This is a genomic window from Defluviimonas salinarum (assembly GCF_026013545.1).
Taxonomy (GTDB): domain Bacteria; phylum Pseudomonadota; class Alphaproteobacteria; order Rhodobacterales; family Rhodobacteraceae; genus Albidovulum; species Albidovulum salinarum.
The window spans coordinates 400,172-424,699 of sequence record NZ_JAPDOG010000001.1; the positions used below are offsets into that span (position 1 = coordinate 400,172).

Annotated in this window: 28 protein-coding genes and 2 pseudogenes; 12 read left to right on the plus strand and 18 right to left on the minus strand. The window is 62.6% G+C overall.

Going from position 1 to position 24,528, the window contains the following annotated elements; genetic code table 11:
• Window position 1: 1 nt before the first annotated feature.
• From OM960_RS02015 to OM960_RS02035, 5 genes are all read right to left on the minus strand, one after another.
• The gene (locus tag OM960_RS02015; RefSeq protein ID WP_264770919.1) at window positions 2–2,134 is read right to left on the minus strand and encodes a type I restriction-modification system subunit M; all 2,133 of its coding nucleotides are present in this window, start codon (window positions 2,132–2,134) and stop codon (window positions 2–4) included.
• Window positions 2,131–2,343, minus strand: coding sequence for a helix-turn-helix domain-containing protein (locus OM960_RS02020; protein ID WP_101754046.1), 213 nt, complete (start codon window positions 2,341–2,343; stop codon window positions 2,131–2,133). Before OM960_RS02020 ends, OM960_RS02015 begins: the two co-directional genes overlap by 4 nt.
• Window positions 2,344–2,684: 341 nt before the next feature.
• Complete coding sequence (locus tag OM960_RS02025) at window positions 2,685–3,602, minus strand: plasmid partitioning protein RepB C-terminal domain-containing protein (RefSeq protein ID WP_264770920.1); 918 nt, start codon at window positions 3,600–3,602, stop codon at window positions 2,685–2,687.
• Window positions 3,599–4,507, minus strand: a complete 909-nt coding sequence (locus OM960_RS02030; RefSeq protein WP_264770921.1) for a plasmid partitioning protein RepB C-terminal domain-containing protein — start codon at window positions 4,505–4,507, stop codon at window positions 3,599–3,601. Before OM960_RS02030 ends, OM960_RS02025 begins: the two co-directional genes overlap by 4 nt.
• Entirely contained in the window at window positions 4,507–6,030 is a 1,524-nt protein-coding gene (locus OM960_RS02035) for a recombinase family protein (RefSeq protein ID WP_264770922.1), read from the minus strand. Before OM960_RS02035 ends, OM960_RS02030 begins: the two co-directional genes overlap by 1 nt.
• Before the next feature lie 145 nt (window positions 6,031–6,175).
• On the opposite strand from OM960_RS02035, the gene OM960_RS02040 reads away from it, so the two are divergent.
• Window positions 6,176–6,586: a hypothetical protein gene (locus OM960_RS02040; protein WP_264770923.1), complete on the plus strand. Its 411-nt coding sequence runs from the start codon at window positions 6,176–6,178 to the stop codon at window positions 6,584–6,586.
• 487 nt (window positions 6,587–7,073) lie between these two features.
• Here OM960_RS02040 and OM960_RS02045 read toward each other — a convergent pair whose 3' ends face one another.
• Genes OM960_RS02045 through OM960_RS02055 form a run of 3 tightly spaced genes read right to left on the minus strand, consistent with a single transcriptional unit; the run spans window position 7,074 to window position 9,318 of the window.
• Window positions 7,074–8,669, minus strand: a complete 1,596-nt coding sequence (locus tag OM960_RS02045; RefSeq protein ID WP_264770924.1) for a recombinase family protein — start codon at window positions 8,667–8,669, stop codon at window positions 7,074–7,076.
• Entirely contained in the window at window positions 8,666–9,082 is a 417-nt protein-coding gene (locus tag OM960_RS02050; RefSeq protein ID WP_264770925.1) for a DUF2924 domain-containing protein, read from the minus strand. The genes OM960_RS02045 and OM960_RS02050 overlap by 4 nt, the downstream gene beginning before the upstream one ends.
• Window positions 9,079–9,318, minus strand: coding sequence for a DUF3489 domain-containing protein (locus OM960_RS02055; RefSeq protein WP_264770926.1), 240 nt, complete (start codon window positions 9,316–9,318; stop codon window positions 9,079–9,081). The genes OM960_RS02050 and OM960_RS02055 overlap by 4 nt, the downstream gene beginning before the upstream one ends.
• A 191-nt stretch (window positions 9,319–9,509) precedes the next feature.
• On the opposite strand from OM960_RS02055, the gene OM960_RS02060 reads away from it, so the two are divergent.
• Genes OM960_RS02060 through OM960_RS02070 form a run of 3 tightly spaced genes read left to right on the plus strand, consistent with a single transcriptional unit; the run spans window position 9,510 to window position 11,910 of the window.
• Complete coding sequence (locus tag OM960_RS02060) at window positions 9,510–10,787, plus strand: site-specific DNA-methyltransferase (RefSeq protein ID WP_264770927.1); 1,278 nt, start codon at window positions 9,510–9,512, stop codon at window positions 10,785–10,787.
• Window positions 10,784–11,347, plus strand: coding sequence for a DUF5681 domain-containing protein (locus OM960_RS02065; RefSeq protein WP_264770928.1), 564 nt, complete (start codon window positions 10,784–10,786; stop codon window positions 11,345–11,347). The genes OM960_RS02060 and OM960_RS02065 overlap by 4 nt, the downstream gene beginning before the upstream one ends.
• The gene (locus OM960_RS02070) at window positions 11,344–11,910 is read left to right on the plus strand and encodes a DUF5681 domain-containing protein (RefSeq protein WP_264770929.1); all 567 of its coding nucleotides are present in this window, start codon (window positions 11,344–11,346) and stop codon (window positions 11,908–11,910) included. The genes OM960_RS02065 and OM960_RS02070 overlap by 4 nt, the downstream gene beginning before the upstream one ends.
• A 120-nt stretch (window positions 11,911–12,030) precedes the next feature.
• Here OM960_RS02070 and OM960_RS02075 read toward each other — a convergent pair whose 3' ends face one another.
• The 6 genes from OM960_RS02075 to OM960_RS02100 all read right to left on the minus strand — a co-directional run bounded on the left by OM960_RS02075 (window position 12,031) and on the right by OM960_RS02100 (window position 15,310).
• The gene (locus tag OM960_RS02075) at window positions 12,031–12,168 is read right to left on the minus strand and encodes a hypothetical protein (protein ID WP_264770930.1); all 138 of its coding nucleotides are present in this window, start codon (window positions 12,166–12,168) and stop codon (window positions 12,031–12,033) included.
• Window positions 12,169–12,300: 132 nt separating this feature from the next.
• Entirely contained in the window at window positions 12,301–13,107 is an 807-nt protein-coding gene (locus OM960_RS02080) for a transglutaminase-like domain-containing protein (protein ID WP_432759504.1), read from the minus strand.
• Window positions 13,108–13,141: 34 nt separating this feature from the next.
• Window positions 13,142–13,945: a hypothetical protein gene (locus OM960_RS02085; RefSeq protein ID WP_264770932.1), complete on the minus strand. Its 804-nt coding sequence runs from the start codon at window positions 13,943–13,945 to the stop codon at window positions 13,142–13,144.
• Between the two features lie 197 nt (window positions 13,946–14,142).
• A complete protein-coding gene (locus tag OM960_RS02090; protein ID WP_263336936.1) occupies window positions 14,143–14,616 on the minus strand; it encodes a hypothetical protein in 474 nt (157 codons plus the stop codon).
• Window positions 14,613–14,999, minus strand: a complete 387-nt coding sequence (locus tag OM960_RS02095) for a hypothetical protein (protein WP_264770933.1) — start codon at window positions 14,997–14,999, stop codon at window positions 14,613–14,615. The genes OM960_RS02090 and OM960_RS02095 overlap by 4 nt, the downstream gene beginning before the upstream one ends.
• Window positions 14,996–15,310 (minus strand): hypothetical protein, encoded by a 315-nt coding sequence (locus OM960_RS02100; RefSeq protein WP_263336927.1) that lies wholly within the window; start codon window positions 15,308–15,310, stop codon window positions 14,996–14,998. Before OM960_RS02100 ends, OM960_RS02095 begins: the two co-directional genes overlap by 4 nt.
• Before the next feature lie 273 nt (window positions 15,311–15,583).
• On the opposite strand from OM960_RS02100, the gene OM960_RS02105 reads away from it, so the two are divergent.
• The 3 genes from OM960_RS02105 to OM960_RS02115 all read left to right on the plus strand — a co-directional run bounded on the left by OM960_RS02105 (window position 15,584) and on the right by OM960_RS02115 (window position 16,820).
• Complete coding sequence (locus OM960_RS02105) at window positions 15,584–16,009, plus strand: hypothetical protein (RefSeq protein ID WP_264770934.1); 426 nt, start codon at window positions 15,584–15,586, stop codon at window positions 16,007–16,009.
• Window positions 16,006–16,419, plus strand: a complete 414-nt coding sequence (locus tag OM960_RS02110; protein ID WP_264770935.1) for a hypothetical protein — start codon at window positions 16,006–16,008, stop codon at window positions 16,417–16,419. Before OM960_RS02105 ends, OM960_RS02110 begins: the two co-directional genes overlap by 4 nt.
• 212 nt (window positions 16,420–16,631) lie before the next feature.
• Window positions 16,632–16,820: a hypothetical protein gene (locus OM960_RS02115; protein ID WP_264770936.1), complete on the plus strand. Its 189-nt coding sequence runs from the start codon at window positions 16,632–16,634 to the stop codon at window positions 16,818–16,820.
• A gap of 58 nt (window positions 16,821–16,878) precedes the next feature.
• On the opposite strand, the gene OM960_RS02120 is transcribed toward OM960_RS02115, so the two are convergent.
• Window positions 16,879–17,613 (minus strand): Crp/Fnr family transcriptional regulator, encoded by a 735-nt coding sequence (locus tag OM960_RS02120; protein WP_264770937.1) that lies wholly within the window; start codon window positions 17,611–17,613, stop codon window positions 16,879–16,881.
• Between the two features lie 149 nt (window positions 17,614–17,762).
• On the opposite strand from OM960_RS02120, the gene OM960_RS02125 reads away from it, so the two are divergent.
• From OM960_RS02125 to nhaA, 5 genes are all read left to right on the plus strand, one after another.
• Window positions 17,763–17,999 (plus strand): hypothetical protein, encoded by a 237-nt coding sequence (locus OM960_RS02125; RefSeq protein WP_264770938.1) that lies wholly within the window; start codon window positions 17,763–17,765, stop codon window positions 17,997–17,999.
• A 133-nt stretch (window positions 18,000–18,132) separates the two neighbouring features.
• Entirely contained in the window at window positions 18,133–18,420 is a 288-nt protein-coding gene (locus OM960_RS02130) for a co-chaperone GroES (protein ID WP_264770939.1), read from the plus strand.
• 44 nt (window positions 18,421–18,464) lie between these two features.
• Window positions 18,465–20,093, plus strand: coding sequence for a chaperonin GroEL (gene groL / locus OM960_RS02135; protein WP_264770953.1), 1,629 nt, complete (start codon window positions 18,465–18,467; stop codon window positions 20,091–20,093).
• 106 nt (window positions 20,094–20,199) lie between these two features.
• Window positions 20,200–20,337 (plus strand): hypothetical protein, encoded by a 138-nt coding sequence (locus OM960_RS02140; RefSeq protein WP_264770940.1) that lies wholly within the window; start codon window positions 20,200–20,202, stop codon window positions 20,335–20,337.
• 267 nt (window positions 20,338–20,604) lie between these two features.
• A complete protein-coding gene (nhaA, locus tag OM960_RS02145) occupies window positions 20,605–21,942 on the plus strand; it encodes a Na+/H+ antiporter NhaA (RefSeq protein ID WP_264770941.1) in 1,338 nt (445 codons plus the stop codon).
• A 14-nt stretch (window positions 21,943–21,956) separates the two neighbouring features.
• On the opposite strand, the gene OM960_RS02150 is transcribed toward nhaA, so the two are convergent.
• The 3 genes and pseudogenes from OM960_RS02150 to OM960_RS02160 all read right to left on the minus strand — a co-directional run.
• Window positions 21,957–23,798, minus strand: coding sequence for an SLC13 family permease (locus OM960_RS02150; protein WP_264770954.1), 1,842 nt, complete (start codon window positions 23,796–23,798; stop codon window positions 21,957–21,959).
• 36 nt (window positions 23,799–23,834) lie between these two features.
• Window positions 23,835–24,317: pseudogene (locus tag OM960_RS02155) on the minus strand (integrase core domain-containing protein); the annotation flags it as partial.
• A 45-nt stretch (window positions 24,318–24,362) separates the two neighbouring features.
• A pseudogene (locus OM960_RS02160) lies at window positions 24,363–24,485 on the minus strand (IS481 family transposase); the annotation flags it as partial.
• Between the last annotated feature and the right edge of the window lie 43 nt (window positions 24,486–24,528).

Below are 24,528 nucleotides of genomic sequence, written 5' to 3' on the forward strand. Positions count from 1 at the left end.
TTCAGCGGCCTCCCGTCAGCACGTCTTCAAGAAGGCCTTCGGTTTCCTGCTCCAGAGCCCGGATGTCGGCCTCGATCTCCTGGAGCGTCCGCAGCGGCTGCGGCTTGTAGAAGTGCCGTGTGAAAGAGATTTCATAGCCGATGACCGTCTTGGACGGATCGATCCAGGCGTCGGCCGCATGAGGCAGAACCTCGCGACGGAAGAACGCCTCGATACCGCCGTCTTCCAAGAACGGCACCTGTTCGGTGTCCCTCAACTCCGTGTCCGGCTCAAATTCGACGATCGCTGGTTTGCCACCGACGGTCCGATGATAGTTGCCGTAGAGCGCATCAGATTCAGCATCGGCGCCCGGCTTGATCTTGGACACCTTCTTGATGACCGGTTCCGCTCCGGGATCCTTGATGCCCAACCCTGCCATCAGGAGCTTCTGGCGCTTGGCCGTCATACGGACGCCGCGCTTGCCCGCCACAGCTTCGGCTTCTTCAAGGAAGCGGTTGAAATCGAGATGGGGGCCTTCGCCAAGTCGCTCGGTTACTGCTTCCACGACGCCAATGAGGGGCTCTTCAGCAGCCTCCGTGCACGTCTTCGCGAAGCGACGCTGCGCGCTCGCGGACAGTCCGACCTTCAAGCGCAAGGGCCGCTCGACCGTCACCTTCCAGTAACCGAACGCCGCGTTCGGGAAGATCTTCGACTGCTCGCTTTCCTCGCTGTTTAGGAAGCTGTCGCAGATGCGCTTGATGTCATCCGTCCCGAGAATGCAATTCTTCTTTCCGAGGTTTTTTCGCAGAGGTTTGAACCACGCCGTCGCGTCAATCAGCTGGACCTTGCCCTTGCGGGACTCTGCCTTGCGATTGCTGAGCACCCAAATGTACGTCGCGATACCGGTGTTGTAGAAGATATTCAGCGGCAGCGCGATGATTGCCTCAAGCCAATCATTCTCGATGACCCAGCGTCGCACATTGCTTTCGCCTGAACCCGCATCGCCGGTGAACAGTGACGAGCCGTTGTGGACCTCGGCGATCCGGCTGCCGACCTTGGTGGCCTTCTTCATCTTGCTCAGCATATTGGCCAGAAACACCATCTGGCCGTCGCTGGAGCGCGTGATCAGGCTGTACTCGGGATCGCCACCGTGCTCGATCACGAAGCGGGGGTCAGTGATGTCCTTTTTGCCGCCGAGCCGGTCGAGATCGGATTTCCAGCTCTTGCCGTAGGGTGGGTTCGAAAGCATGAAATCGAACTCGCGCGATGGGAATGCATCGCTGGAGAGCGTGGAGCCGTACTTCATGTTCTCGGCTTCGGCGCCTTCACCCTTGAGGATGAGGTCCGCCTTGCTGATGGCGAAGGTCTCTGGGTTGACCTCCTGTCCGTAGAGGTGGACGGACACTTCCTTGCGATGGTCTGCAGCCAGCTTGACCAGCGTCTCTTCCGCCACTGTCAGCATGCCGCCCGTGCCGCAGGCGCCGTCGTAGACGAGATAGGTGCCGGACTGAATTTCATCCGCGATCGGCATGAAGATCAGGTACGCCATGAGCTCCACCACGTCGCGCGGCGTGAAGTGCTCTCCGGCCTCTTCGTTGTTTTCTTCGTTGAATCGCCTGATTAGTTCCTCAAAAATTGTTCCCATGGAGTGGTTGTCGAGCCCCGGCAGACGCACACTTCCGTCCTGGTGCAACACGGGCTTGGGGCTGAGATTGACCGATGGGTCGAGGAACTTTTCGATCAGGAACCCGAGCGCGTCCGCTTCGACAAGCGTTGGGATCTGATTGCGGAACTTGAACTTGTCGAGCACTTCCTGAACGTTCGGCGAGAAGCCGTCGAGGTAGGCCTCGAAGTCCGACTTCAGCTGCTGGCGGCGCGCGCGAGACGTGAGGTCGCGAAGCCGGAACTGCGATGTGTTGTAGAAGGCTTCGCCCGACGCCTGGCAAAGAGCCGCGTGCTGGTTGGCGATTCCTGCCTTGTCCAGCTGCGCCTTCATGGCCAAGACCGCGTCCTTGGTCGGTTCAAGCACGGCGTCGAGCCGACGAATGACGGTCATCGGCAGAATGACGTCCCGGTATTTGCCGCGAACATAGACATCGCGCAGAACATCATCGGCGATGTTCCAGATAAAATTGCTGATGTTCAGATCGCTCACTCGGGCCCCCTCAAACTCTCTTTTTTCGCAGCTTTTTTCTGCAGATCGATCCAGCCATCGAGGTCCGACCTCTTGAAGCGCCATGCGCCGGCCACTTTGAAACCCGGCAGATCGCCGCGCTTTGCGAGCCGATAAACCGTCTTTTCGTCGACGTTCAGGTAGCCAGCCACATCCCGCACGGTCATGGCTTGGTCAGCCGCATCCGCCATCACAACGCCCTCAATGTTTCTCTGAACATATCAGGGCAAGCTAGGGTAAGCCAGTCCAATGCTGGCTACCGCTGGTCGAAGACTACAGGTCTAGCCCAATCAATACAGGTCAATCCTCAATCAGAAACGAGCGTGCCGAGCCGAGCAACGACTCGACACGCCCGAAGTTTGACACAACCGCAAGCGCGGCCGCGCGGCCGGCGAAAACTCGAGCCAGCCTGGTGGGCTCCGTGCGGGTTCGCCGCCATCCCCACCGCCGCGCTCGATCCGGCCCACAGTCCGGCGTCTCCCGCGGTCCCCGCGCTTATCGGGTCCGGGTCCCCTTCATTCGCCGCGAACGGCTACTCGGCGTCGGCGGCCTCGGTCGGCGTGATCTCGGTGATCGTCTGGAACTCGCCGAGGAACTCGGGATGGTTCTGCGCCAGGTAGCGTACGACCCGGGCGTTCCCGAGCAGCTTGCCGACATAGCCCTTGATCACGGTCAGATGCAGGTGGTCCTGGCCGTAGGTGTCCTGGATCGAGGCGATCCCCTCCTGCAGACGGGCCAGTTCCTGCTCCATGCGCGCCATGGCCTCGGGGGTGATGCCCTTGACCTTCTTCGGCTTGGAGGACTCGACCAGTTGGGCCTGCGGCGTTCCCGCGAGGATCGCGTTCACGTAGGCGACGGAATAGTTGTTCGCGTTGACCAGAAGCTCTGCCGCCTCGATCTGCCGCATGGTCTTCATCTTGCGAAGCGCATCGAACACGGCGTTCGTGCACGGCTTGTCTTTCAGGATCGCGACGGCTTCTTCGCAGATGCCGTCAAGCAGGCGCGCCTTACGCCGGATGCTGCTCATGTTGAGATCGAGCGCGAGCGCGATCTTCTCTTCAGGCACGCCGCGCTCGATCGCCTTGCGGATCATCTTGTGTTCCTGGATCGGCGCGAGGCGGCTGACCTGCCGATTGTAGGTGAAAGCCTCGTCGTCTGTGGAAACGAGACATTCCACCTCGCTTTCGCCTGCGTCTTTCAGCGCCTCGATCCGCAGGTGGCCGTCCAGCAGCAACCAGGTGGCCGACTTGTCCGGGTTCCGAACCACGACGGGCGGCTCGACGATCCCGATCTGCGCGATGGAGGCCACTATCTGACGGTATTTCCGGCTAGACTTCGCGGTCTTGCCCAAGGCGCGAAGCGGCAATATCGCGTCGATGGGGAGGGTCACGCAGTCGTCCTCGAACCCGAGCGTGACGCGCTTCGTGGTGTCGCGAGCGTCGCGCTTCATGCCAGTGTCCCCTCAGTCACGGACCGCGCGAGATCGGCGGGCATCGTCTCAAGCCCCTCCGCCCGGAGCAGGGTCATGAAATGCGCATCCGCGCAGAGCTTTCGGAAGGCCTCGCGCACGAACATAAGCCGGCTCTGGGTGAGCTCTGCCTTTTTGATCAGAAGCTTCTGGCGCGTGGCTTCCTGCTGATACGCCCGGACAAGCCCCTCGCTCGTCAGGGCACGTTTTGGAGGCTTGCGCCCGAGCGGGTTGCTGTGGAGTTGCGGACCGCGCAGTTCGCGCTGCTGGATCAGGCGGCGCACGAGCGCCAGCTTCCGGCCCCGCAGCTTGTTCTGGGTATAGGCGTCCATCAGCGCCTTCTGCGCGCCCTTCGCGTCCGTCTTGGATATCTGGATGGCGAGGTTCAGCGGGAGGACGCCGGTCTCCACGGCCGAGACCAGGCGCTCTTCGCCTTTCTCCAACAGACCAGCGATCATATTCACATACTCGGTGGACACGCCAATCTTCTCGCCGATCTGGCGGTCGTTGTAGCCGCGCTGGCGGAGTGCGCCGATCTCGCGCATCAGGTCGATGGGGTTGTGCTGCCGCCGCGCACAGTTCTCGACGAGGCTCATGACGAGGCAATCGCTTTCGTCGGCCTCGATCACGATGGCCGGGATCCGGTCCTGCTTCAGTTCGATGAAGGCCTCGAGTCGACCCTGTCCGCAGACAAGGTCGTATTCCTGCGGATCTGTCCCGGCGCGCGGCGCCACGGTGATCGGGCGCTTCAGGCCGATCCGTGCTATGTTCTCCACCATCTCCTCGAAGGTGCGACGGTTGCGGACGCGGGGATTGAGAACCCGGATCCGTTCGGTCGGGATCAGGGTCACCTGCTTCTGGCTGGTCGGCTCCATGTCGTCGGGCATCACGCCACCTCCGGGATCCTGGCCCGCGAGGCGAGCGCGTAGAAGAAATCGAGCGTGTCGAACCGGTACGCATCGAGCGCGAGCCCGTTCTGCTCGGCGAATTTCAGTTTCCCGAATGTCATGTCGATGCTGGGCAGCACGTAATAGTCGCGCGGCGCCTCGTTCACCTCGTCCATGCGCACGGCGATCGTGATGTCGGGAGCCAGTCCGGTGTCGAGACGGATGCGCCAGCGCAGCGACCCGGCTGCCGTCGCAGAGCAACGGGCCAGAACGATGGAAATCGTGAACTCGTCATTGACGCGCAGCAGGTCGGTATCCAGGTCCTGCACGGCCGACCCGCCGTGCCGCGTGACCCCGGCGATGATCTGGGCCACCACCTGCGGATGGGCCTGTCGCAGAACGCGGTTGATCTCGATGTAGCTGTAGTCGCGGTCCGGCTCGTAGCCGATCAGCCGGTAGGCGCGTAGGAGGCTGCCGAAGCGGCTGCGATAGGCGCTGGAAGACGGAAGGTCGTCCTCCTCGTCGATGATCAGGCCCGACAACATACCCTGTCGCTGAAGGATTGCGCGCAGCGCGTCGAGCAGTTCCTCGTCCGAGAAATGGCGGCTCCGGGCATCCACGATCTCCCGCGCACGCAGGAACAGCGCCTGATCGACGATGGCGGGATACGCACCCTCGGCCCGGATCCACATCTCGCGCGGGTTCACCACGCGGCGCTGCTTCAGCTTGAACGACACCTTCGCGAAGACATTGTTCCCGATGTATTTTTCATTCGTCAGCACCTGATGCACGGTTGCTCGAGTCCACAGCCTGCCGAGATCGGTGCGAAGTCCTTCGGCGTTCAGGACCTCCGCGATCTCCCGCTCGGCACGCCCATTGTTCACGAACATCTCGTACATGCGCTGGACGACCCGCTGCTCCTCCTCGGGGCCGGGGACCAGGATGACGCGGTCGGTCTGCAGGCTCTTCTGCTCGCCACGTGACAGTTCGCCCTTGGGGTTGCCGTGCTCGTCGATCAGCACGCGCCGCAGCCCGTATCCGGCCGCGCCGCCCTGGCGATAGCCGAGTTCCACCAGGCGGCACTGGCCGGCGAAGACCTTCACCGACAGCTCGCGGCTGTACTCGCCGGCCATCACGCGCTTCACGGTCTTCAAGAGGTTCGAGCCGATGCTGCCGTCGTTCTCGAACTGCTCGCCGCAGTAATGCACCCGGATCCCTGCGCGAGAACAGACATGCTCGTGATAGGCGCCTTCATCGGCATCCTGAAATCGGCCCCAGCGGCTGACGTCGTAGACGAGGATTGCCTTGAAGTCGGCCTGGCCGGACTGGACCTCGGCCATCAGGTTCTGCAGCGCCTCCCGGCCGTCGAGTCGCAGCCCGGATCGCCCGGAGTCCTCGAACACGCGCAGGATCTGCAAGCCCCGCGCAGCGGCGTAGTTGCGGATGACGTCCAGCTGGTTCTCGGTCGAGTATTTCTGGTGATCGGTCGACATCCGCACATAGGCGACTGCTGGGACGTCCATCTCTGGCGCACCGTCGCTCTTGCCGGAAATGGTCGAAGATCGACCGCTCACACATGCATCTCCTCGGTATTGCTGGCAAATCCATCCGAACCGCCTGAATCCAGGGCTGAATCCCTCCGGTCCATGTAAAGCGAGGGAGGCCGGAATGTCGTTTCCGAAAAAGGGCAAGTTCTTTCCGAAAGAAAACGGGTATGGTGGAAACGATCGGCAGCAATCCGAGCACGGGTTCGCCGACGAAATCGCAGCGGCGCTGCGCAGATCACTCGGCGACAGCAGGGCGGGGGCGAAGGTCGTGGCGTCCTGGACCGGAGCGAACGAGAAGACAGTGAAGAATTGGTTTGCCGGACGGTACGGTCCGAGCGGTAACCACTTGGTCTCGCTGGCCCGACACTCCGACGAAGTGCTGGGAACATTCCTTGCGCTGGCGGGACGACAGGATCTGATGGTGGCTGTGAAGCTTGCGGCCGCAGAGCACGCAATTGAGGAGCTTCTGGTGGCCGTTCGCCAGTTGGGAGCGGATGATGGTCAGGGCGGGCCGAGCGTCTCTTCTGGCTAAAGACCGAGTTTCTGTCCCTCGTTGATGCGCAGATTTTCGCTGCGATCCCGCGCTGAAGCCATCGACACGGGAGAGAGTTCGGTATTTGTTACACTTCCTCCGCCACCCAGTCCTCACACCTTTCTCCGCCCGTGGATTGGGCTCGCAAGCCCCGGAAACAGGCGCTGTTTTCTGCCGCCTTCCGGATCTGCCCTCGATTCTTTAAGACCTGATCGGCGCCGTGTGGGGCGGTTTGTCTGGCCGGTCTCTGGCGGCCCGATGGTTGGGTGAGTTTCGACAGGAACAGGGAATTTTTTTTAGAATCCTGCTAAAAACAGGGGCTCAGGCACACGGGATGAGTGGCGTGATGCAATAAAGCATGTAATTACAATCGCTTGCGAATTTCTCGGACCACTTTCCTGTTATTCTGCAAAACAGGGGGCAAGAAGCGCAGAACAGGGCGATCTGTCACGCAGAACAGGCAGTTTCTTCCGCAAAACAGGGGAGTTCAACCTGTCCGCCGGCACGCCCCGAAATACGTCATTTGATCGTTCCAGTCGATCGGCATGTCGGCCGCGAGCAATCGCGCCAGGGTCAGGCCAGGCGGCTGGTGCCCCGAGAGGATGGCGGCCTGGAGGGCTGGCGCGAGAAAGGCGAGCCTGACCAGCCGCCGGCGGTGGGGAGAGGTCGGGCTCGCGGCGAGGCCCGGCCGGCCCGTGGCATCGGGTTCGAGCATCGCGTGGGCGGCGCGCAGTGCCCGGATAAGGGTGGCGTCCGGCTGCGGGCCGGCGACTTGTGCCGGGGTGATGGACGCCGCACCACCCTGGCGCGGAAATCTGACCGGCAAGATCAGCCGAAGCTGCTGGCCGTCGGACGGCTCCTCGCAGAGGTCTTCGGCGGGGGCAAGGTCGGCCCTCAGCGCCCGGCGCAGGTCTCTGGGCAGGGTGAGGGCGACGTGGTCGCGGTGCACATCGACCCTCATGACGGTGCGAAGGGGGGCTGCGCCGTCGATTCCGGCGATCCTGCGCAAACGCTCGGCAATCGCCTGCTCGAGGACGCCGGCCGGCACGCGGCGCAGGATTGTGTCATCCGGTCTCCGTCGCCCCTGTTGCAGCGAGGCGGACACGTAATAGCGGTAGCGGCGGCCGCGGGCCCCCACGGCGAAGGTCGGCGACATCCGCTCGCCCGCCGCGTCGAAGATCCGTCCGGTCAGCGGGGCGCGGGGCAGCCCGGAGCCAGTCCCGCGCGCACCGCGGGTCCGGTGCGCGGCAAGGTGCTCCTGAACCGCATCGAAGAGCGCGCGGTCGAGGACGGGCTCGTGGAGGCCTTGATGCAACGCGTCCTTGTGGCGGATGAGGCCGAGATAGACCGGGTTGCGCAGGAGGTGGATGAGCGCGCCGCGGCTGAAGGGCTTGCCGCCGGCGGCCGCCCCAGCCTTGCCGTTCCGATCCTTCGAGCCGATCCCGCGTGAGGCGAGCCAGCGCTGGAGGTCGTTCACGGAGCCAAGCTCGAGATAGGCCCGGAAGATGGTGCGCACCGCCCTTGCCTCGTCCTTGTTCACGACGAGGGCCCGGCTGCTATCGCGCGGCGGGTCGTAGCCGAGGGGCGGGGTCCCGCCCATCCACATGCCCCTGGCCTTGGAGGCGGCGATCTTGTCGCGGATGCGCTCGCCGGTCACCTCGCGCTCGAACTGCGCGAAGGACAGGAGCACATTGAGGGTGAGCCGGCCCATCGAGCTGGTGGTGTTGAAGGCCTGGGTCACGGAGACGAAGCTGACGGCGTGGCGCTCGAAGATCTCGACCATACGCGCGAAATCGGCGAGCGAGCGGGTCAGCCGGTCGATCTTGTAGACGACCACCACGTCGACGCGGCCACGCATGATGTCGGCGAGCAGACGCTTCAACGCCGGCCGCTCCATGGTGCCGCCCGAGACGCCGCCGTCGTCGTAGCGGTCGCGCAAGCTGTGCCAGCCCTCGCCGGCCTGGCTCCTGACATAGGCCTCGCAGGCCTCGCGCTGCGCGTCGAGACTGTTGAACTCCTGGTCGAGGCCCTCCTCGCTCGACTTGCGGGTATAGATCGCGGCGCGAATCCGGGCCCGGGTCATGTCGCGCCCCTGCGCAGGCCGAAGAAACGCGGACCGTTCCAGCGGGAGCCCGCGATTGCCGTGGCCGCGGCGGACAGGCTCGGATAGAGCTGGCCCTCGTGGCGAAAGCCGCCCGGCTCGACGACGACCTCGACCACCCGCCCCAGCCACTCGCGGGTCAGCACGGTGCCGGCGCCGAGATCGAGGCCTTCGGCCTGCACCGGTCCCTTGCGCGCGAGCCTGCGCCGCGTCTCGCGGTCGAGGCCGCCCTGGGCATCGGCCTGCAGGCGCCAGGCCAGCACCAGCCGCAGGAGCTCGACCGAACGCAGCTTCGGCGGCGGGCCATAGGCGGCGCGCCAGGCGGCGCGCAGCCCGTCGAGATCGAGCGGCTCCAGCGCCGCGATCTCCGGCCCAAGGCGCTCCGGCCCCCTCATCCTGCGGCCGCGATCCGGTAGCGCCGGACGCCCTCGGTCTTCTCGGAGACGACAAGGTGACCCCTCTTCCGGAGGCTCCCGGCCAGCGCGCCCCGAACCGAGTGGGCCTGCCATTTCGTTGCCCTGACGAGATCGTCGAGCGTTGCCCCCTCGGGGCGGGAGAGCAGCGCCACCAGGATGGCGGTCTTGCTTGGCGGCGGGGTGGTCGCCGCTGTGGACTTGGATTTGCGGGCCATGACAGGTCTCCGTGGCTGAGGCGACGGACCTTCCGCCGCTACCGCGACGCGCCCGGGGAGCGGGCCGGGCGTGCGGACAGAAACGCTCTGCTGGCGCGGCAAGTCCAGTTTGAAACCTTCGTCTCTTGAATACGCATTCGAACCCCCGCATATTGGGTACAGTGATGTGATAACAACTATTTGTGGGGCGCATGGACGCAGGCAATCACCCGTCGAAGCCATTGTCGGTGGCGTACCGCGCGATCGAGACCCTGCGGCCCGATCCGCGCAACGCGCGGACGCATCCAAAGAGCCAGATCGCCCAGCTGAAATCCGCGATCGAGGCCTTCGGCTTCACCAATCCGATCCTGATCGACGAGACGGGTGCGCTCATCGCCGGGCATGGCCGTCTTCGCGCGGCGAAGGAGCTGGGGCTTGCCGAGGTCCCGACGATCACGCTGTCGGGCCTCTCCGAGACCCAAATACGCGCCCTGAGGATCGCGGACAACAAGATCGCGCTGAATGCCGGGTGGGACCTCGATCTCCTCAAGATGGAGCTCGGCGAGCTGGCGGGCCTCGACGTGGAGCTTGACCTGACGCTGACCGGCTTCTCGACGGGCGAGCTCGACGTGCTGCTCGGGGCGCCTCCCGATCCCGATGACGAGGCGGTCCCCGCGGTACCGACGACGCCGCGCACGAAGCCCGGCGACATCTGGGCGCTCGGGCCGCATCGGATCGGCTGCGGTGACAGCCGCGATCCGGCGTTCCTGGCCGCGGTCATCGGCGATGGCCGGATCGACGCCGCCTTCCTTGACCCGCCCTACAATGTGCGGATCAACGGGCATGCCAATGCCCGGGGCCGGCACCGCGAGTTTGCCATGGCCTCGGGAGAGATGACGGAGGATGAGTTCAGGGCCTTCCTGGGCGCGACCCTCGGTGCGGCGACGGCGGTCTCGCGGGACGGGGCGGTGCACTTCGTCTGCATGGACTGGCGCCACATGGAGGACGTGTCGGTCGTCGGGAACAAGGTCTACGGCGAGCTCCTGAACCTCTGCATCTGGAACAAGTCGAATGCCGGGATGGGGTCGCTTTACCGCTCGAAGCACGAGCTGATCTTCGTCTACCGCGTCGGCCGGGCGCCGCACGCCAACATGGTGGAGCTGGGCCGGCACGGCCGGAACCGGACCAATGTCTGGGACTACGCCTCGGTGAACTCGTTCAAGGGCAGCCGTCGCGCCGATCTCGATCTGCACCCGACCGTGAAGCCCGTTGGCCTCGTCGCCGACGCGATCTGCGACGTCACCCGGCGCGGGGACCTCGTCCTCGACATCTTCCTTGGGTCCGGGACCACGCTCATCGCGGCGGAGCGCACCGACCGCCACTTCCGCGGTGTCGACATTGATCCGGCTTATGTCGACGTCGCCCTTGCCCGCTGGTCGGCGATGACCGGCCAGGAGCCCGAGCTCGTGCGGGACGGAGGTGCGGGATGACGGGATCAAGGTCAGCGCCGCCGAAGCACGGCCGGTTCCGCAAGGGACAGAGCGGCAATCCGAACGGGCGTCCGAAGAAGAGGGCCGGCGCCGGATCGACCTCTGCCTTCGACATCATCGTCGACAAGACCCTGACCATCACCCGCAGCGGGGTGCCGCAGGAGGTGAGCGTCGAGGAGGCCCTGCAGCACCGGACCTACCAGGACGCGATTGCCGGGAATCGCTCCGCGCGCCGCGACGTGCTGAAAATGATCGCGAAGCGCGAACAGGTCCTGGCGAAGATGGCGCCTGCACCCTCGGTGCAGGTCAAACAACGGACCGAGGAAGACCCGGACAATGCCAATGCCGCGCTGCTGATCCTGGGCATCGCCAGCGAGAACACCCGGGACTACGGGCCGAGCGACAACTACCAGCGCCTCCTGCTCGAGCCCTGGGCCGTGCAGGCCGCCCTCGGCCGACGCCGCGGTGGTGCGAGGCTCACCGACGAGGAGATCGGCGAGATCCGGCGCTGCACGCGGGACCCCGACAGCCTGCGATGGCCGCGAGGCACGCGCGCATGAGCGGCAACTCGGGCGAAGACGACACCGGCTACGGCAAGCCTCCGCGCGCGACGCGGTTCGCCAAAGGCCAGAGCGGCAATCCGCGTGGCCGCCCCCGGGGGCGGAAGACGGGCATTCCCTATGACGCCGTTCTCGGCCAGACGGTCACGATCCGCGAGAACGGGCGGGATCGACGCGTCACGGCGGCCGAGGCGTTCCTCCTGCAACTCGCCAAGAAAGGGCTTGAAGGCGATGGCGCCGCCTCGCGCCAGGCCCTGGCCTCGATCGAGCACGCGCGGGCGAAGCAGGTGCTCCGGGACGACATGCCCATAATGACCATCGTCCGGAGTTGTGTCGCACCCGGCAGCGTGACCCCCGCGCTCGAGCCCTTGCGGATGGCACGCAAGCTCGATCGCCAACGTCCGACGGCGCGCATGGCGCTCGAGCCCTGGATCGTCGAGACCGCGCTCGCACGGCTTGGCAGCCGTTGGCTCACCCGGGAGGAACAGCGAACGGTGGTGAAGGCGACGCGCACGCCCCGCAAGGTCAACTGGCCAGAGTGGTGGACCGAACTGCCGGAATAGTGCAACCGCCGGACCCCACGGCTCATGCTCGTCAGTTCTTCCGTCGGCGTGATCCTCTCCCTTGTTGCTGTGGGTGGTCCGCGCGCCCGTAAAGAATGAGGCGCGTGGCCGGTGCACATCTCAAGATGTCCTAGATTTCGCTGGTGCTTCCGTGCCGGCGGCCTTCGCCTCTTTCTCCTTGACAGGGGTCGTGGCGGTCTCCGCAGGCTTCGGCTTCATTGCGGCCGCAGCCCTGGCGGTCAGGTCCTTGAAGGACATGTCATCGATCCTTTGATTGGCCGGCGCCAACTCCTTATCCATGTCGGACCGGGATGCCTGGCATCGATACTACATATATGGGGGCTGGCGACCCGATTTACGATGGCGCGTCGAGAAGGAAGCCAACGACAGTCAGGCCAATTCATCAGTCCAGACCTTTAATTCCGCCAAAGTGTTCTGGCCGAAGGTCTGGGTCAGAGGGACATCGGCGGCATCGCGGCCGCGCGCGATCAGGATTCTCGCATACCGCGGCTTGTTGTTCCGCGGGTCGAACATGTGCCATTCTCCAGCAAGGAATACCTCCATCCACGCGGCAAAATCCCCGGGCGGATGAGGCAGAGGTTCACCGATGTCGCTCAGATATCCGGTGCAGTAGCGGGCCGGAATGTTCATGCAGCGACACAGGGCGATGGCGAGATGGGCGAAGTCGCGGCAGACGCCCTGCCGCTCGGCCAGGGTCTGCGATGCGGTGCGCGTCGATTTCGCCTGCATGTAGTCGAAGCGGACATGCCCGTGCACGAAATCGCAGATCGCCTGAACGCGTGACCATCCGGGTTCGGTGGTCTCAAAGCGACGCCAGGCCTCTTCCGAGAGGAGGTCTGTATCGCAATACCGGCTGCCCAGCAGAAACACGAGAGTTTCGAACGGTAGATCTTGAACGGCGTGCTGCTGTGCACCGCGAGAGACGGGATCGGGTCGGCCCGTGTCGCGGAAGATGCCATCCGTCGACAGGCAGAAGTCGCCCGCCGGAGCCAGGACGCGCGTACACCAGTTGCCGAAGCCATCCCGGTAGCTTTCGAGTGGCACACTCGGCGACGTCACGAGATAATCGGCGCACTCCAGATCGCCAAACCGCGAGTAGTGCACGTTCAGCAGCGCGATCAGCGGCGTCGGCTGAGGGAAGCTGTATCGCAGACGACACCCTATGCTGACGCGCATGCCGGACACACGGCCGCGCGTCGTCTTGTCACCATCATCTTGCAAGGATGCACGCCCCGTCGGAGAGCTGGAAGCCTCGATTGCAGCTCCACCGGTTGCCGGATCGGTCGAGATAGGCGTTCTCCGGCAGATCGATGGCGACGCAGGCGCCGCTCAGCGGCTCGTATCCACGCTCACAGCTCCAGCCCGGTCCATAGGATGCCTGGTCAAGATAGGCGTTCGCAGGCAAGATAATGGCGTCGCATCGGTCGTCGATCTTGACGAAGCCTCTCTCGCAAGCCCAGGCGGCGCCATAGTCTGCGTTGGTGAGATATGCGTTCTCTGGCACGGCAATCGGCGTACATGTTCCTGCAACGGCCTCATAGCTACGATCGCAGGTCCATCCCGTGCCCGAGCTGTCTTCTGTCAAGTAGGCACGCTCGGGAAGAACAATGGCTACGCATGCCTCGTCCTCCTGCCGGAACCCGCGTTTGCATTGCCAATTGTAGCCGGAAGACCGGAGGAAGGCATTGGCGGGCACCGGGATGGGATTGCAGGACGTCCCGTCCACCTCCTCATACCCGCGGCCGCACTCCCAGCCCGTCCCATAGGAGCGCCCGGTTGCATAGGCATGCTCAGGGATATCGAGAGCCAGGCACTCGGCGCCCTCCACCCGGAAGCCAAGATCGCAGACCCATCCGCCACCATAGCTGCGCGCCTGAGCGCTCTGAGGCATCGGACCGGTGCCATCCTGCGCAAGGATGGGGAAGGCCATGGACGCGATCACACCGGCCACGACTGCCATCCTCGAGATCAGTCTTGCCAGCGGGTGCCTCGCCGGTTCTTTGAGGTGTCTCATTTTCGCTTCCTTTGCCGACCAGAGTCCGTCCGTTGCCGCCCGTGTCTTCGATGGCCCAAGCGTGAGCGTTCCGGTCAGCCGTCGGGTGCGCACGACCGATGGGGTGGAGCCCTTGGAATTCGGTCTCGAGGGCATGCCCTCGTTTTCGGCCACCTGGATCGAGAATTCCTGCGTTACTGTCGGGGGAGTGCGATCGGTCATCGCAGGGACAACTTGAGTAAGGCTGCCGCCGCAACTGCTTGCTCTTTCTGATGGTAATCGCCGCTGAACTTTCCGTCGACCTTCACTTCCCAGATGCCATTTCTGTCGCGCACTTGAACCCGATCAAACTTCGCGGGGTGCTCCATGAGAGATCCTTTTCTCTCTTGGCCTTTGCGTGATCCGCTTTGCTCATCAATCACGTTGGTTTCCTTGGGACCAGGCGTCCGGACTTCCCCAAGCAGCATCACGGCCCGGATGAATTCTTCCGCATAATCGTCGGTTTGGCGGTGGTCGTGCTCGTGCCGGGCCATACTCATCGGTTCGACGAACCGTTCTTTCAGGTGCTCGATGAAACGTGGCTCCGCGCGGGCCATGAAAGCGATCAGGGCTTGAAGCACCTTTTCATGGGCGAGCACACGCCGTTCCAGATCGGTGGTCTCGGGTGACGCTATTGGCATGGCGCGGTTCATCCTCCTTCGACCGCGCTTTCCGCGCGCTCCGGTGATCCATCGACATCGAGGGCTGACAGGCAAGCTTGCGCGATATCCCGGTTCGAGGCATCGGTTCCCGGCATGGTCGCCCAGCCTGCCGCCATGACGGCACCGCGCCTCTGGTAGCTCGAAGATCCTCGGATTGTAGCCAACATTTCTGCGCGCTCCGGGTCGTTCCGAGCGATGTTGAGACAGACCGGCACCAGAGCCGCGACCACATCGTCACGGGCCATGGTCACGGCCCTACCAGCCGCGATTCCGCCTGTCACCCAGCCGCCCCAGGTGAAGCCGACGACACCGACACAGACCGCACCGATCAGCGCGCCATAGATGCCGGGTTTGAGCCATTCGGGAGTGTTCATTTCAATGCCTCCTGCGGGGAAAGCGCCGCCTCGCTGTGATTGTTCGTTCCATTTGTGGTCGCATCCCGGCTCAGCGCCTCTTTCAGGTCGCTCTCGGTTGTCACCCGGAGTTCAGTTCTTCCCGCATGAGCACCCTTGCCGCGCACCGTCAGGTACGTCGCCGTCCGTCTATAGGCCTCGAAGCTGAGGCCCTGGAGGAGCTCCTCTTCGACAAGAACTTCGTAGTCGCCGGCGGGCAAATCGCCCGGGTATCCCGGCAAGATAAACGGGTTTGAAAACGTCACTGTCGATCTGGTCGACCGCATGTTCATCTCTGGTCTCCGCGATGTTGGCAGATCCGTCGCTCACCACTGTTGACGGCCCCGTGGAGTCCGGGACGGACCAGTCGAACGATTTATTCTCTTGTACGTCGAGATCGTCCGACTGGCGCTGACGCATGTTAGTCTCGGGCCCCGAACCGGTTGCGACCTCCCTGAGGGCAGTCGCCCCCCACTGACCTGTGTAAGGGCGGCGAGACCGACCTGCGCGTATCCTTTGGGAAACAGGGATGATCTGCATTCCTGCAACCCTTGAAAGGATTGGCGATGGCCGACCCCAATTTTCTCAACCCGCACCCGCCCGAGTTCGATCGGTTTCTCTATGCCTCGGTCGGCGAGGACCGGAACGGCTATGCCGTGACGGTCCTCTCCACGCTCGCGCGGCTCGGACTCGATCCATGGAAGGAAACCGCTGAACTGGTCACGCTAGGACACGACGGCGCGCGAGCGCGGTTGGGAACGCTGCTTGCCCAGTTTCAGGATGTTCCCTCGCTCGCAAGCGATCATGGCAGGGTCGCACGAGACTTGAGCCAGCTACTTCCTGAAGGCCGGACGTCAGGTGCCCTGCAGCGCACTGCCTCGACGGTAGCCGATGGCCGCCCGGGAACACGCGGCGCGATCTGGGCAGTGCTCGCGATCATCTTTGTGCTGTATCAGATGTTCATGGTTGGCGGGTCGGGGTCAGGCGAATGACCGTCTCAATCGCGACCGCGAGCAGACCGACACATGCAGCGCACAAGTCCGGTACGCTCTCTCCACACGAACAGGGCATACTCTGGGACATGGAGGAACACTTCTGGATCAGTGGCGCCGACAACGCGCGGGCAACGACAGCGACCAACGCAGTCATGGTCTTCCCCTATCCGCCCGGCATCCTCCAGGGTGACCAGATCTGGACCCATCTTCGTGAAAGGACCGGCTGGCGCTCCGTTGTCATGGTCGAACGGCGCGTCACGCGGTGTCGTGACATGGCTATTCTCACCTACCGTGTCTCGGCGGAGAAGGCCGACGTGCCGATCTACAATGCCCTCTGCGCCTCGACGTACCTCAAAGATGACGACAGCTGGCTGAGGATTTCCCACCAGCAAACTGCGGTGACTTGAGAACCGCATAGGCAATCGACCTGCCGCAGGCGCCGGGACTAACCTGCGTCAGTGCGGCGTGGCGCTGACTTCGGCTAGGTGAGACGTGCCCGCCGAATGTTTGGTGGCGCAGCTTTCCGAGTACCCGAGAAGCGTGTGGGCGTGTCGATCCCCAAAGGACGGCATGTCGACACGCTTCTTATTCTCGGAGCGTCCAGGAAAGGACAATCCCAATGACTCCCGAACAGAACAAGACTGCCGAGAAGATGACCTCCGTGAAGGCCGCATGGGACAAGGCGCCCGCTGGCCCGAAGAAGGATGCGGCGCTGAAACACTGCCAGGCAGCCGAGAAGGCCAACACCGCGAAGAACGACGCCGAGACTAACAAGGAACTCGATGCGGCGACCCACGCCCTCGCGTAACCTCCGGCGTCTGACGTGAACACTGGGGCTGCCTGTCGAGCAAGAGAGGGCGGCCCTCTCATTTCAGGAGCGGCCCTGTCTGGTCCAGATATTCCGGATCGAACTCGGCAAGTTCCACCAGCCCAACATAGTCATGAAACGTAACGTGGCCGTCCCGAAAGGTGACCAGTCCACTCTCGCGAAGCTGCCGCAGGACGCGGTTCACATGGACCGCGCTCAACCCCAGCGTATCGGCGAGGTGGTATTGCGTCAGAGGGCAGTCGAAACCTTCCCTGCTGCCTATGCCGACCAGCGCAAGCCTCGACCCCAGCTCCAGCAGGAAATGCGCCATGCGGGCGTCCGCATCACGCCGACCGATCCCGACGAGATGCTCCACGACCATCGCTTCGTCCCTTGACGCTGCCCAAAGGATGGCGGTCGCAAGGCGCGGCGTCTGCACGAATGCATCGAGAAGATCGCTCGTCAGCACTTCGGCGGCCTCGATGTCGACGATGGGTTCGAAGCTGTGGTCCGACGTGCGCAAGAGGACGCTCCGCAAGCCCAGAAAATCCCCTGGCACCTGGAAATCAACGATCTGCCGCGTCCCGTCGGCCTGGAGCTTGTAGGAACAGACCCAACCCGACGACAGAATGTACGCGGCCTGAGCCGACTGGCCCTGATGCACCATGTCCCGCCCCGCGACAAAGGAGCGGCGACGCTGGTGCAGTCGCTCAAGAACGGCCAGTTCGACCTCCGACAGGGCGACGAAGGCCGAGAGTTTGCGGGTCAGCGGGCTGTGTTCAACTGATGTCACGGGGCCTCCCGGCGAGTCGCGACCCAAGAGCGGAAATCGGCCCGGACACTGCTCTGAATCAGTACAGCATAGAACACTTCCTGCGAGAAGTACGGATGCATTTGAGCCTCACCTTCCACCGGTTCACAATGCCAAGGAAGGAAACCCGGATGTCCACCGCAAGCGAACATGCAGGCCAGGCCGCCCTATCGATCTGCGAGGCGCTCCTGCTTGCCATGAACGATCGCGGACTGCTGCCGGAGCACGAGATCGTGGGCGTTCTTCGCGACGCCGCGGCGTCCCATCAGAACGCCTTCGGCACGGAACTCGAAATGGCACAGCACCGTTCGGTCGCGGATTTGATCAACGCAATTATCGCTGGCGGGAACTCTGTTCGACGCCCGTGATGCAATGCTACGGCGGTTTTGATCCGCAATCTCGAAGAAGAACCCGAACAGGGTATCGCCGCCTTGCGCGCATCAAAGCGGGGCATTCGACCAAGGTAGGTCCGCCTGACAATCCTCGACAAGGAGCACGTCGATGTCATTCACTCCCCTCCACGACCGGGTTCTCGTTCGCCGCATTGAAGGCGACGAGACGACCAAGGGCGGCCTCATCATTCCCGATACCGCCAAGGAAAAGCCTCAAGAAGGCGAAGTTGTCTCCGTTGGTGCCGGGGGAAGGCGCGAGAATGGCGAGCGCATCCCCATGGACGTCAAATCCGGCGACCGGATCCTGTTTGGAAAATGGTCCGGCTCAGAGATCAAGCTCGATGGCGAAGACCTTCTTATCATGAAGGAGAGCGACATTCTCGGCGTGATCGCCTGAGCTCGAATCCTTTCACATCAACCCCAGTCTCAGGAACTCACACCATGTCCGTCAAGGAAGTTCGCTTCAGTACCGATGCCCGCGACCGAATGCTGAAAGGCATCAACACGCTGGCAAATGCCGTCAAGATTACCCTCGGCCCGAAGGGCCGAAACGTCATTCTCGATAAATCCTGGGGTGCGCCCCGCATCACCAAGGACGGTGTGACCGTCGCCAAGGAGATCGAGCTTTCGGACCATTTCGAAAACATGGGCGCGCAGATTGTGAAGGAGGTGGCGTCCCGCACAAACGACGAGGCTGGCGACGGCACCACGACCGCGACCGTATTGGCCCAAGCCATCGTCAAGGAGGGCATGAAGGCCGTCGCCGCCGGCATGAACCCGATGGATCTGAAACGCGGAATCGACAGGGCCGTGGCCGCAATCGTGGCCGAGATCAAGACCATGTCCAGGCCGGTCGGTGATAGCCACGAGATCGCCAGGGTCGGGTCCATTTCGGCCAACGGAGAAGTCGAGATCGGTCGGCAGATTGCCGACGCGATGGCCAAGGTCGGCAAGGAAGGCGTGATCACCGTCGAGGAAAACAAAGGGTTGGAGACCGAGACCGAAGTGGTCGAAGGCATGCGGTTCGACCGCGGCTATCTGAGCCCCTATTTCATCACGAATGCTCAGAAGATGGTCGTCGAGCTGGATGACTGCGTCGTCCTGCTTCACGAGAAGAAGCTGACTTCTCTCATATCCATGGTGCCGCTGCTGGAGGCTGTGATTCAGGCCGACAAGCAATTGCTGATCGTGGCCGAGGACATCGAGGGCGAGGCGCTGGCGACGCTGGTCGTCAACAAGCTGCGCGGCGGGCTGAAGGTCGCGGCCGTCAAGGCGCCCGGCTTCGGAGACCGCCGCAAGGCGATGATGGAAGATATTGCTGTGCTGACGGGCGGTCAGGTGATTTCCGTAGAAATGGGCACCAAGCTGGAGAATGTCACAATGGACATGCTCGGGTCCGCCAGAAAGGTCACGATCACCAAGGATGACACGACGATCATCGACGGTGCTGGCGACAAGGACGCGATCGCGGCGCGCGTCACCCAGATCCGGGCGCAGATCGAGGAGACCACTTCGGACTACGACAAGGAGAAGCTGCAGGAACGGCAGGCCAAGCTTGCCAGCGGCATTGCCGTGATCCGGGTCGGCGGTGCAACCGAGATCGAGGTGAAGGAGCGCAAGGACCGCGTCAACGATGCGCTGAATGCCACCCGCGCTGCGGTCCAGGAAGGTGTCGTGCCCGGCGGCGGCGTGGCCCTGGTTCATGCCGGCAAGGTGCTGGCAACGCTGAAGGGCGAGAACAGCGATCAGGATGCTGGCATCAAAATCGTCCGCCGCGCGATCCAGGCACCGCTGCGCCAGATTGCCGGAAATGCCGGGGTCGACGGATCGGTCGTTGTTAGCAAGGTGATCGAGAACGACAGCCCGAGTTTCGGTTTCGACGCGCAAGCCGAGGAGTACGTCGACATGCTGAAGACCGGCGTCATCGATCCGACAAAAGTCGTCCGGATCGCCCTGGAAAACGCCGCTTCCATTGCCGGGCTATTGATCACGACCGAAGCGATGGTCGCGCAAAAGCCCAAGGAGGCTGGTGCCGGTAGCGAAACGTCCGACATGGGTGGAATGATGTGAATGGACGCGCCCTTTCATCAGGAGTCTCGGGACGAGAAATCACATTCTTGATGGATATGAACGCCGATCTAGTCAGCATAATAATTCATAATCAGGAGACCCGGGAATGACCAAAGGTAACAAGCAACGCGGCAACCGTGAAGCGAAGAAACCTAAGAAGGTGAAGGAAAAGGTCGTTGCAACAGCCGACTTCACGAAGGGCAAAGCCTTCACCAATCTTGGCGAGCACAAGAAAAAATATTGAGAGGGCCAAGTAGTTGTCTATCACTGAATACATAGCCTGATGGCGGCGGGAGACGACGCGCATAACACTTTGGCAGAGCTTCCGCTGCGCAAGGCTGCACTTATGAGACGAGAAGCACCGGAGACTTCTTTCATTCGCGGAGGCCCGGACGCTTGCTACCTGAGCCGTCCGGGACGCGGCTGAGGCGCCGGCAACTGCTTCTCGTGGTCAACGCATCCGCGTTGCGATGGCATAGCCTCTCACGACCCGAAAAGGTATGCTTCTTCCGTGATCGATACTCATCAAGGCCTGCCCCATGAGGTCGCCGACAGCATCACGAAACCATTCGCATGCTTCCTGAAGATCGAAGCGGCAGCTGGTGGGCTCCTGCTGCTGGCTGTTCTGCTGGCTTTGGGGCTGGCCAACTCGCCGTGGCAAGCAGGCTTTCTTGGTTTCTGGGAGACCCCCATCGGTCTAACATTCGGCTCGTTGGACTTCACGCGCTCTCTGCGGCACTGGATCAACGACGGTCTGATGACCCTTTTCTTTTTCGTGCTTTCTCTGGAACTGAAGCGCGAGTTGGTTTTGGGCGAATTGCGAAACCCTCGACAGGCCGCCCTGCCGTTCGCCGGCGCCTTGGGTGGCATGATCGTGCCGGTCTCTCTGTATCTTGTGTTGATGTCCGGCCAGCCGGGCATGCACGGCTGGGGAACTGTGATGGCAACCGATACGGCCTTCGTGATCGGGTGCCTGGCGCTCTTCGGACGCCGGATCCCGCCCACCTTGCGATTGTTCCTGCTGTCTCTGGCCATCTTTGACGATGTCGGTGCGATCCTCGTGGTCGCCTTCGGTTACGGTGAGGCGTTGAACTGGTCAGTTCTCGGATTGGGCTTTCTGGGGATTGGTATCGTCGCAGGCGCCTCGCGAGTCGGGATCAGAAGCGTACCGGTCTATTTCCTTCTGGGAGCGGCAGTCTGGCTATGCTTCGATGCTTCCGGCGTCCACGCGACCATTGCAGGTGTCATTCTGGGCCTGATGACGCCAACGCGCATATGGGTGAGCGATGCCCGCCTGCGTGCAATCCTTGGGCGGGTACTCGCGGTTCGGGCCGGCGATCATCGACAACGAGATGCCGCAAGCCACCGCGACCTGCGTCAAGCCGGCAGAGCGGTCACTGAGTCGCTCTCACCAGTCGAACGGCTCGAGTTGATTCTGCACCCTTGGGTCGGCTTTGCAATCATGCCGATCTTCGCGCTGGCAAATGCCGGCATCACGATTCAGGGTGTCGATTTCGCACAACCGATCTCGCTTGCGATCATTGTCGGCCTGGTGTTGGGAAAACCGATCGGTGTCTTCGGGTTCAGCTGGATTGCCGTCCGATCCGGCCTGGCGGCACTCGTGCCGGGCTTGTCGTGGCCGTTCATTCTGGCCGGGTCGTTTCTGACCGGGATTGGTTTCACGATGTCACTGTTCATCGCGGGCCTCGCATTCGACCGTTCCGTCCTGAATGCGGCGAAGTTGGGCATTCTCGCAGGATCAGCCATCTCTGCGGCAATTGGGATCCTCATGCTGCTACTCCTTACGCTTCTCGTAGCCCGAGCAGGAAGCGCCACGGCAGCTGGGTAGAAAGTTCAGAAAATCTAGAATGGGAAGAAGATCGGGATCGCCCCCACCACCGATCCGCCGACGATAATGTTCATCGGAATACCGATTCTGAGGAAATCGCCAAATCTGTAGTTTCCTGCGCCATACACCAGTGTGTTGGTCTGATAGCCAACCGGGGTCGCAAAGCTCGCGCTTGCACCAAACATCACGGCGACGACGAACGGCCTTGGGTCGGCACCAAGTTCTGCCGCAACACCGATTGCGAGCGGTGTAACCACGACAGCCACAGCGTTGTTGGTGACCGCCTCGGTAAGCGCCGAAGACAGTATGTAGATCGCTGCGAGCGTGACAATTGGCGGCCAGTCCACGAGTGCCGGAGCCAATGTCTCCACGATCAAGCTGACAGCCCCTACATTCTGCATTCCGGTACCGACGATCAGCATGGAAAAGATCAGCACAAGGACGCTAGCGTCAATGGAGGCCCAGGCCTCATCGTTGTCGATGCACCGGAGCACGAGGATGGCAGCGACCGCGACAAGGGAAAGCACGCTTATCTCGGCGATCCCGGCGGCGGCGAGCACCACAACCGAGAAAAGTGCGAACAGAGCAAGCGGCGCTTTCCCGCGGCGGAACGCGCGCCCACCCGCGGCTGTGATCGCGGCAAGATCGCCCGCCTCGGTCAGACGGGCAAATCCTTCAGGAGTTCCTTCCAGTAGCAGCGTGTCTGCAGGGCGCAAAAGTGCGGTGGAAAGGTCGGGTCCAAGCAGTTCGCCATGTCGGTGGGCACCGAGCACCCGCATTCCGTAGCGGTGTCCAATGGCAAGCTGCGCAATTCGTACCCCGCGGCTTCGGCGCGACAGCGTCACGATTGCTTCGGCGACGATCAATTCGGGGATGTTTTCCGCCGTTGGCCCTTGGCGCAACCCGACTTCGATGCCTGGAACTTTCCTCAGAGTGAGCAATTCCGATGTGGCCACCTTGGCGATTATCCTGTCGCCAGGTTCGAGTACATGTTCACTCAATCCGTCGCGCTTTACCCCAGACCGCGCGCGGATGCCTATGATCTCAATACCTCGTCGATTGAAGGAAGCGATTTCATGAATAGGTCGACCAATGCTCGGGTAGTCCTCTCGCGGGCGTACTTCTGTCAAAAAAGTTGCTTCATCGTCGGAGCCCTGTCCTGCAAGATCCTTTCGGTTCGGAAGCAGGACTGGACCCAGCAGGAGGAGCGCCAGGCCGCCTGTGGTCGCGGCGACCACGCCGACGGGCGTGATCTCGAAAATTGAAAATGGTTCCAAGCCAGACGCCTGGGACACGCCGTCAACTAGGAGGTTGGTCGACGTGCCGATCAGAGTACAAGTCCCGCCCAGGACCGCCATGTAGGATAGCGGGATCAACAGGCGCGTCGCAGCAAAGTCGAGGCTCTGCGCCAAACGGATGGCCACCGGTATCAAGACAATGACGACCGGCGTGTTATTCATCAAGCCCGAGGCGACAAGCGTCACGATGAGAAACGCCGCTGTGCCCGCAATCGGACGTTTTCTCGCCGCGGCGACAACCCGGTTCGCGAGTGCGTCGAGAAGCCCGGTTCGGACCAAAGCGCCGCTGATTACGAACATCGCGGCGATCGTGAGGGGTGCAGGGTTGGCGAATGCCGCCAGAACTTCATTCGTGGGGACAAACCCGAAGATAATAAACACTGCGGCAGCCCCCGCAGCGGTTACGTCCGGCTCGAAGCGCTCGGAAATAAATGCCGCAAACAAGAGAAGAACAATTGCCAGCGCAATGTAGGGTTCATAGCCGTTCGTGAGATTGATCAACCCATCCTCCGGGCTATATAGGTTCGCCACAGATGGTCTTTCGGAGGAACAAACCATCCTGATCAGCCCCACCTGAGTGGTCCGATTTGATTGTTAGTGCATGACTTGCCTCTGGTCCATCGGGATGACGGATTCAGGGGCCGGCGGGCGATAGCCCAGAGCACTGTGGGGGCGTTTCGTGTTGTAGTGTTTCCTCCATTGCTCGATGAGGATCTTGGCCTCTCGGAGGCTGTAAAAGACCTCGCCGTTGAGCAGCTCGTCCCGGAACCTGGCGTTGAAGCTCTCGCAGTATCCGTTCTCCCAGGGTGACCCTGGTTCGATGTAGGCCGTCCTGGCACCGACGGCGGCAATCCAGTCCCGGACCGCCTGCGCGACGAACTCGGGGCCGTTGTCGGATCTGATGTAGGTGGGTGTTCCGCGCAGGATGAACATATCGGTGAGAGCATCGATGACGTCGACCGAACTCAGCTTCCGCCTGACCCGGATCGCCAGGCATTCCCGGCTGAACTCGTCGAGGATGTTCAGCGTGCGGAATGCCTTCCCGTCATCGGTGCGGCAATGGACGAAATCATAGCTCGGCGGTGTCAGAGGAACCTGGCTTGCGGCGAGGCAGGGCGCCGACTAGGTGTTCAGTCCCGGCATCTGGTGGATCGGATCGACGATGAATCTGTCCGGCTCTGAAGTCCAGACTTTGCAGATATATTCGTAGGGCGTGAGGCCGCTGAGGGTCTTGAGCCTGCGAGCGGCGCTGTCAGAAGGAATCCGGTTGAGACTGGCAGGTCGGCCT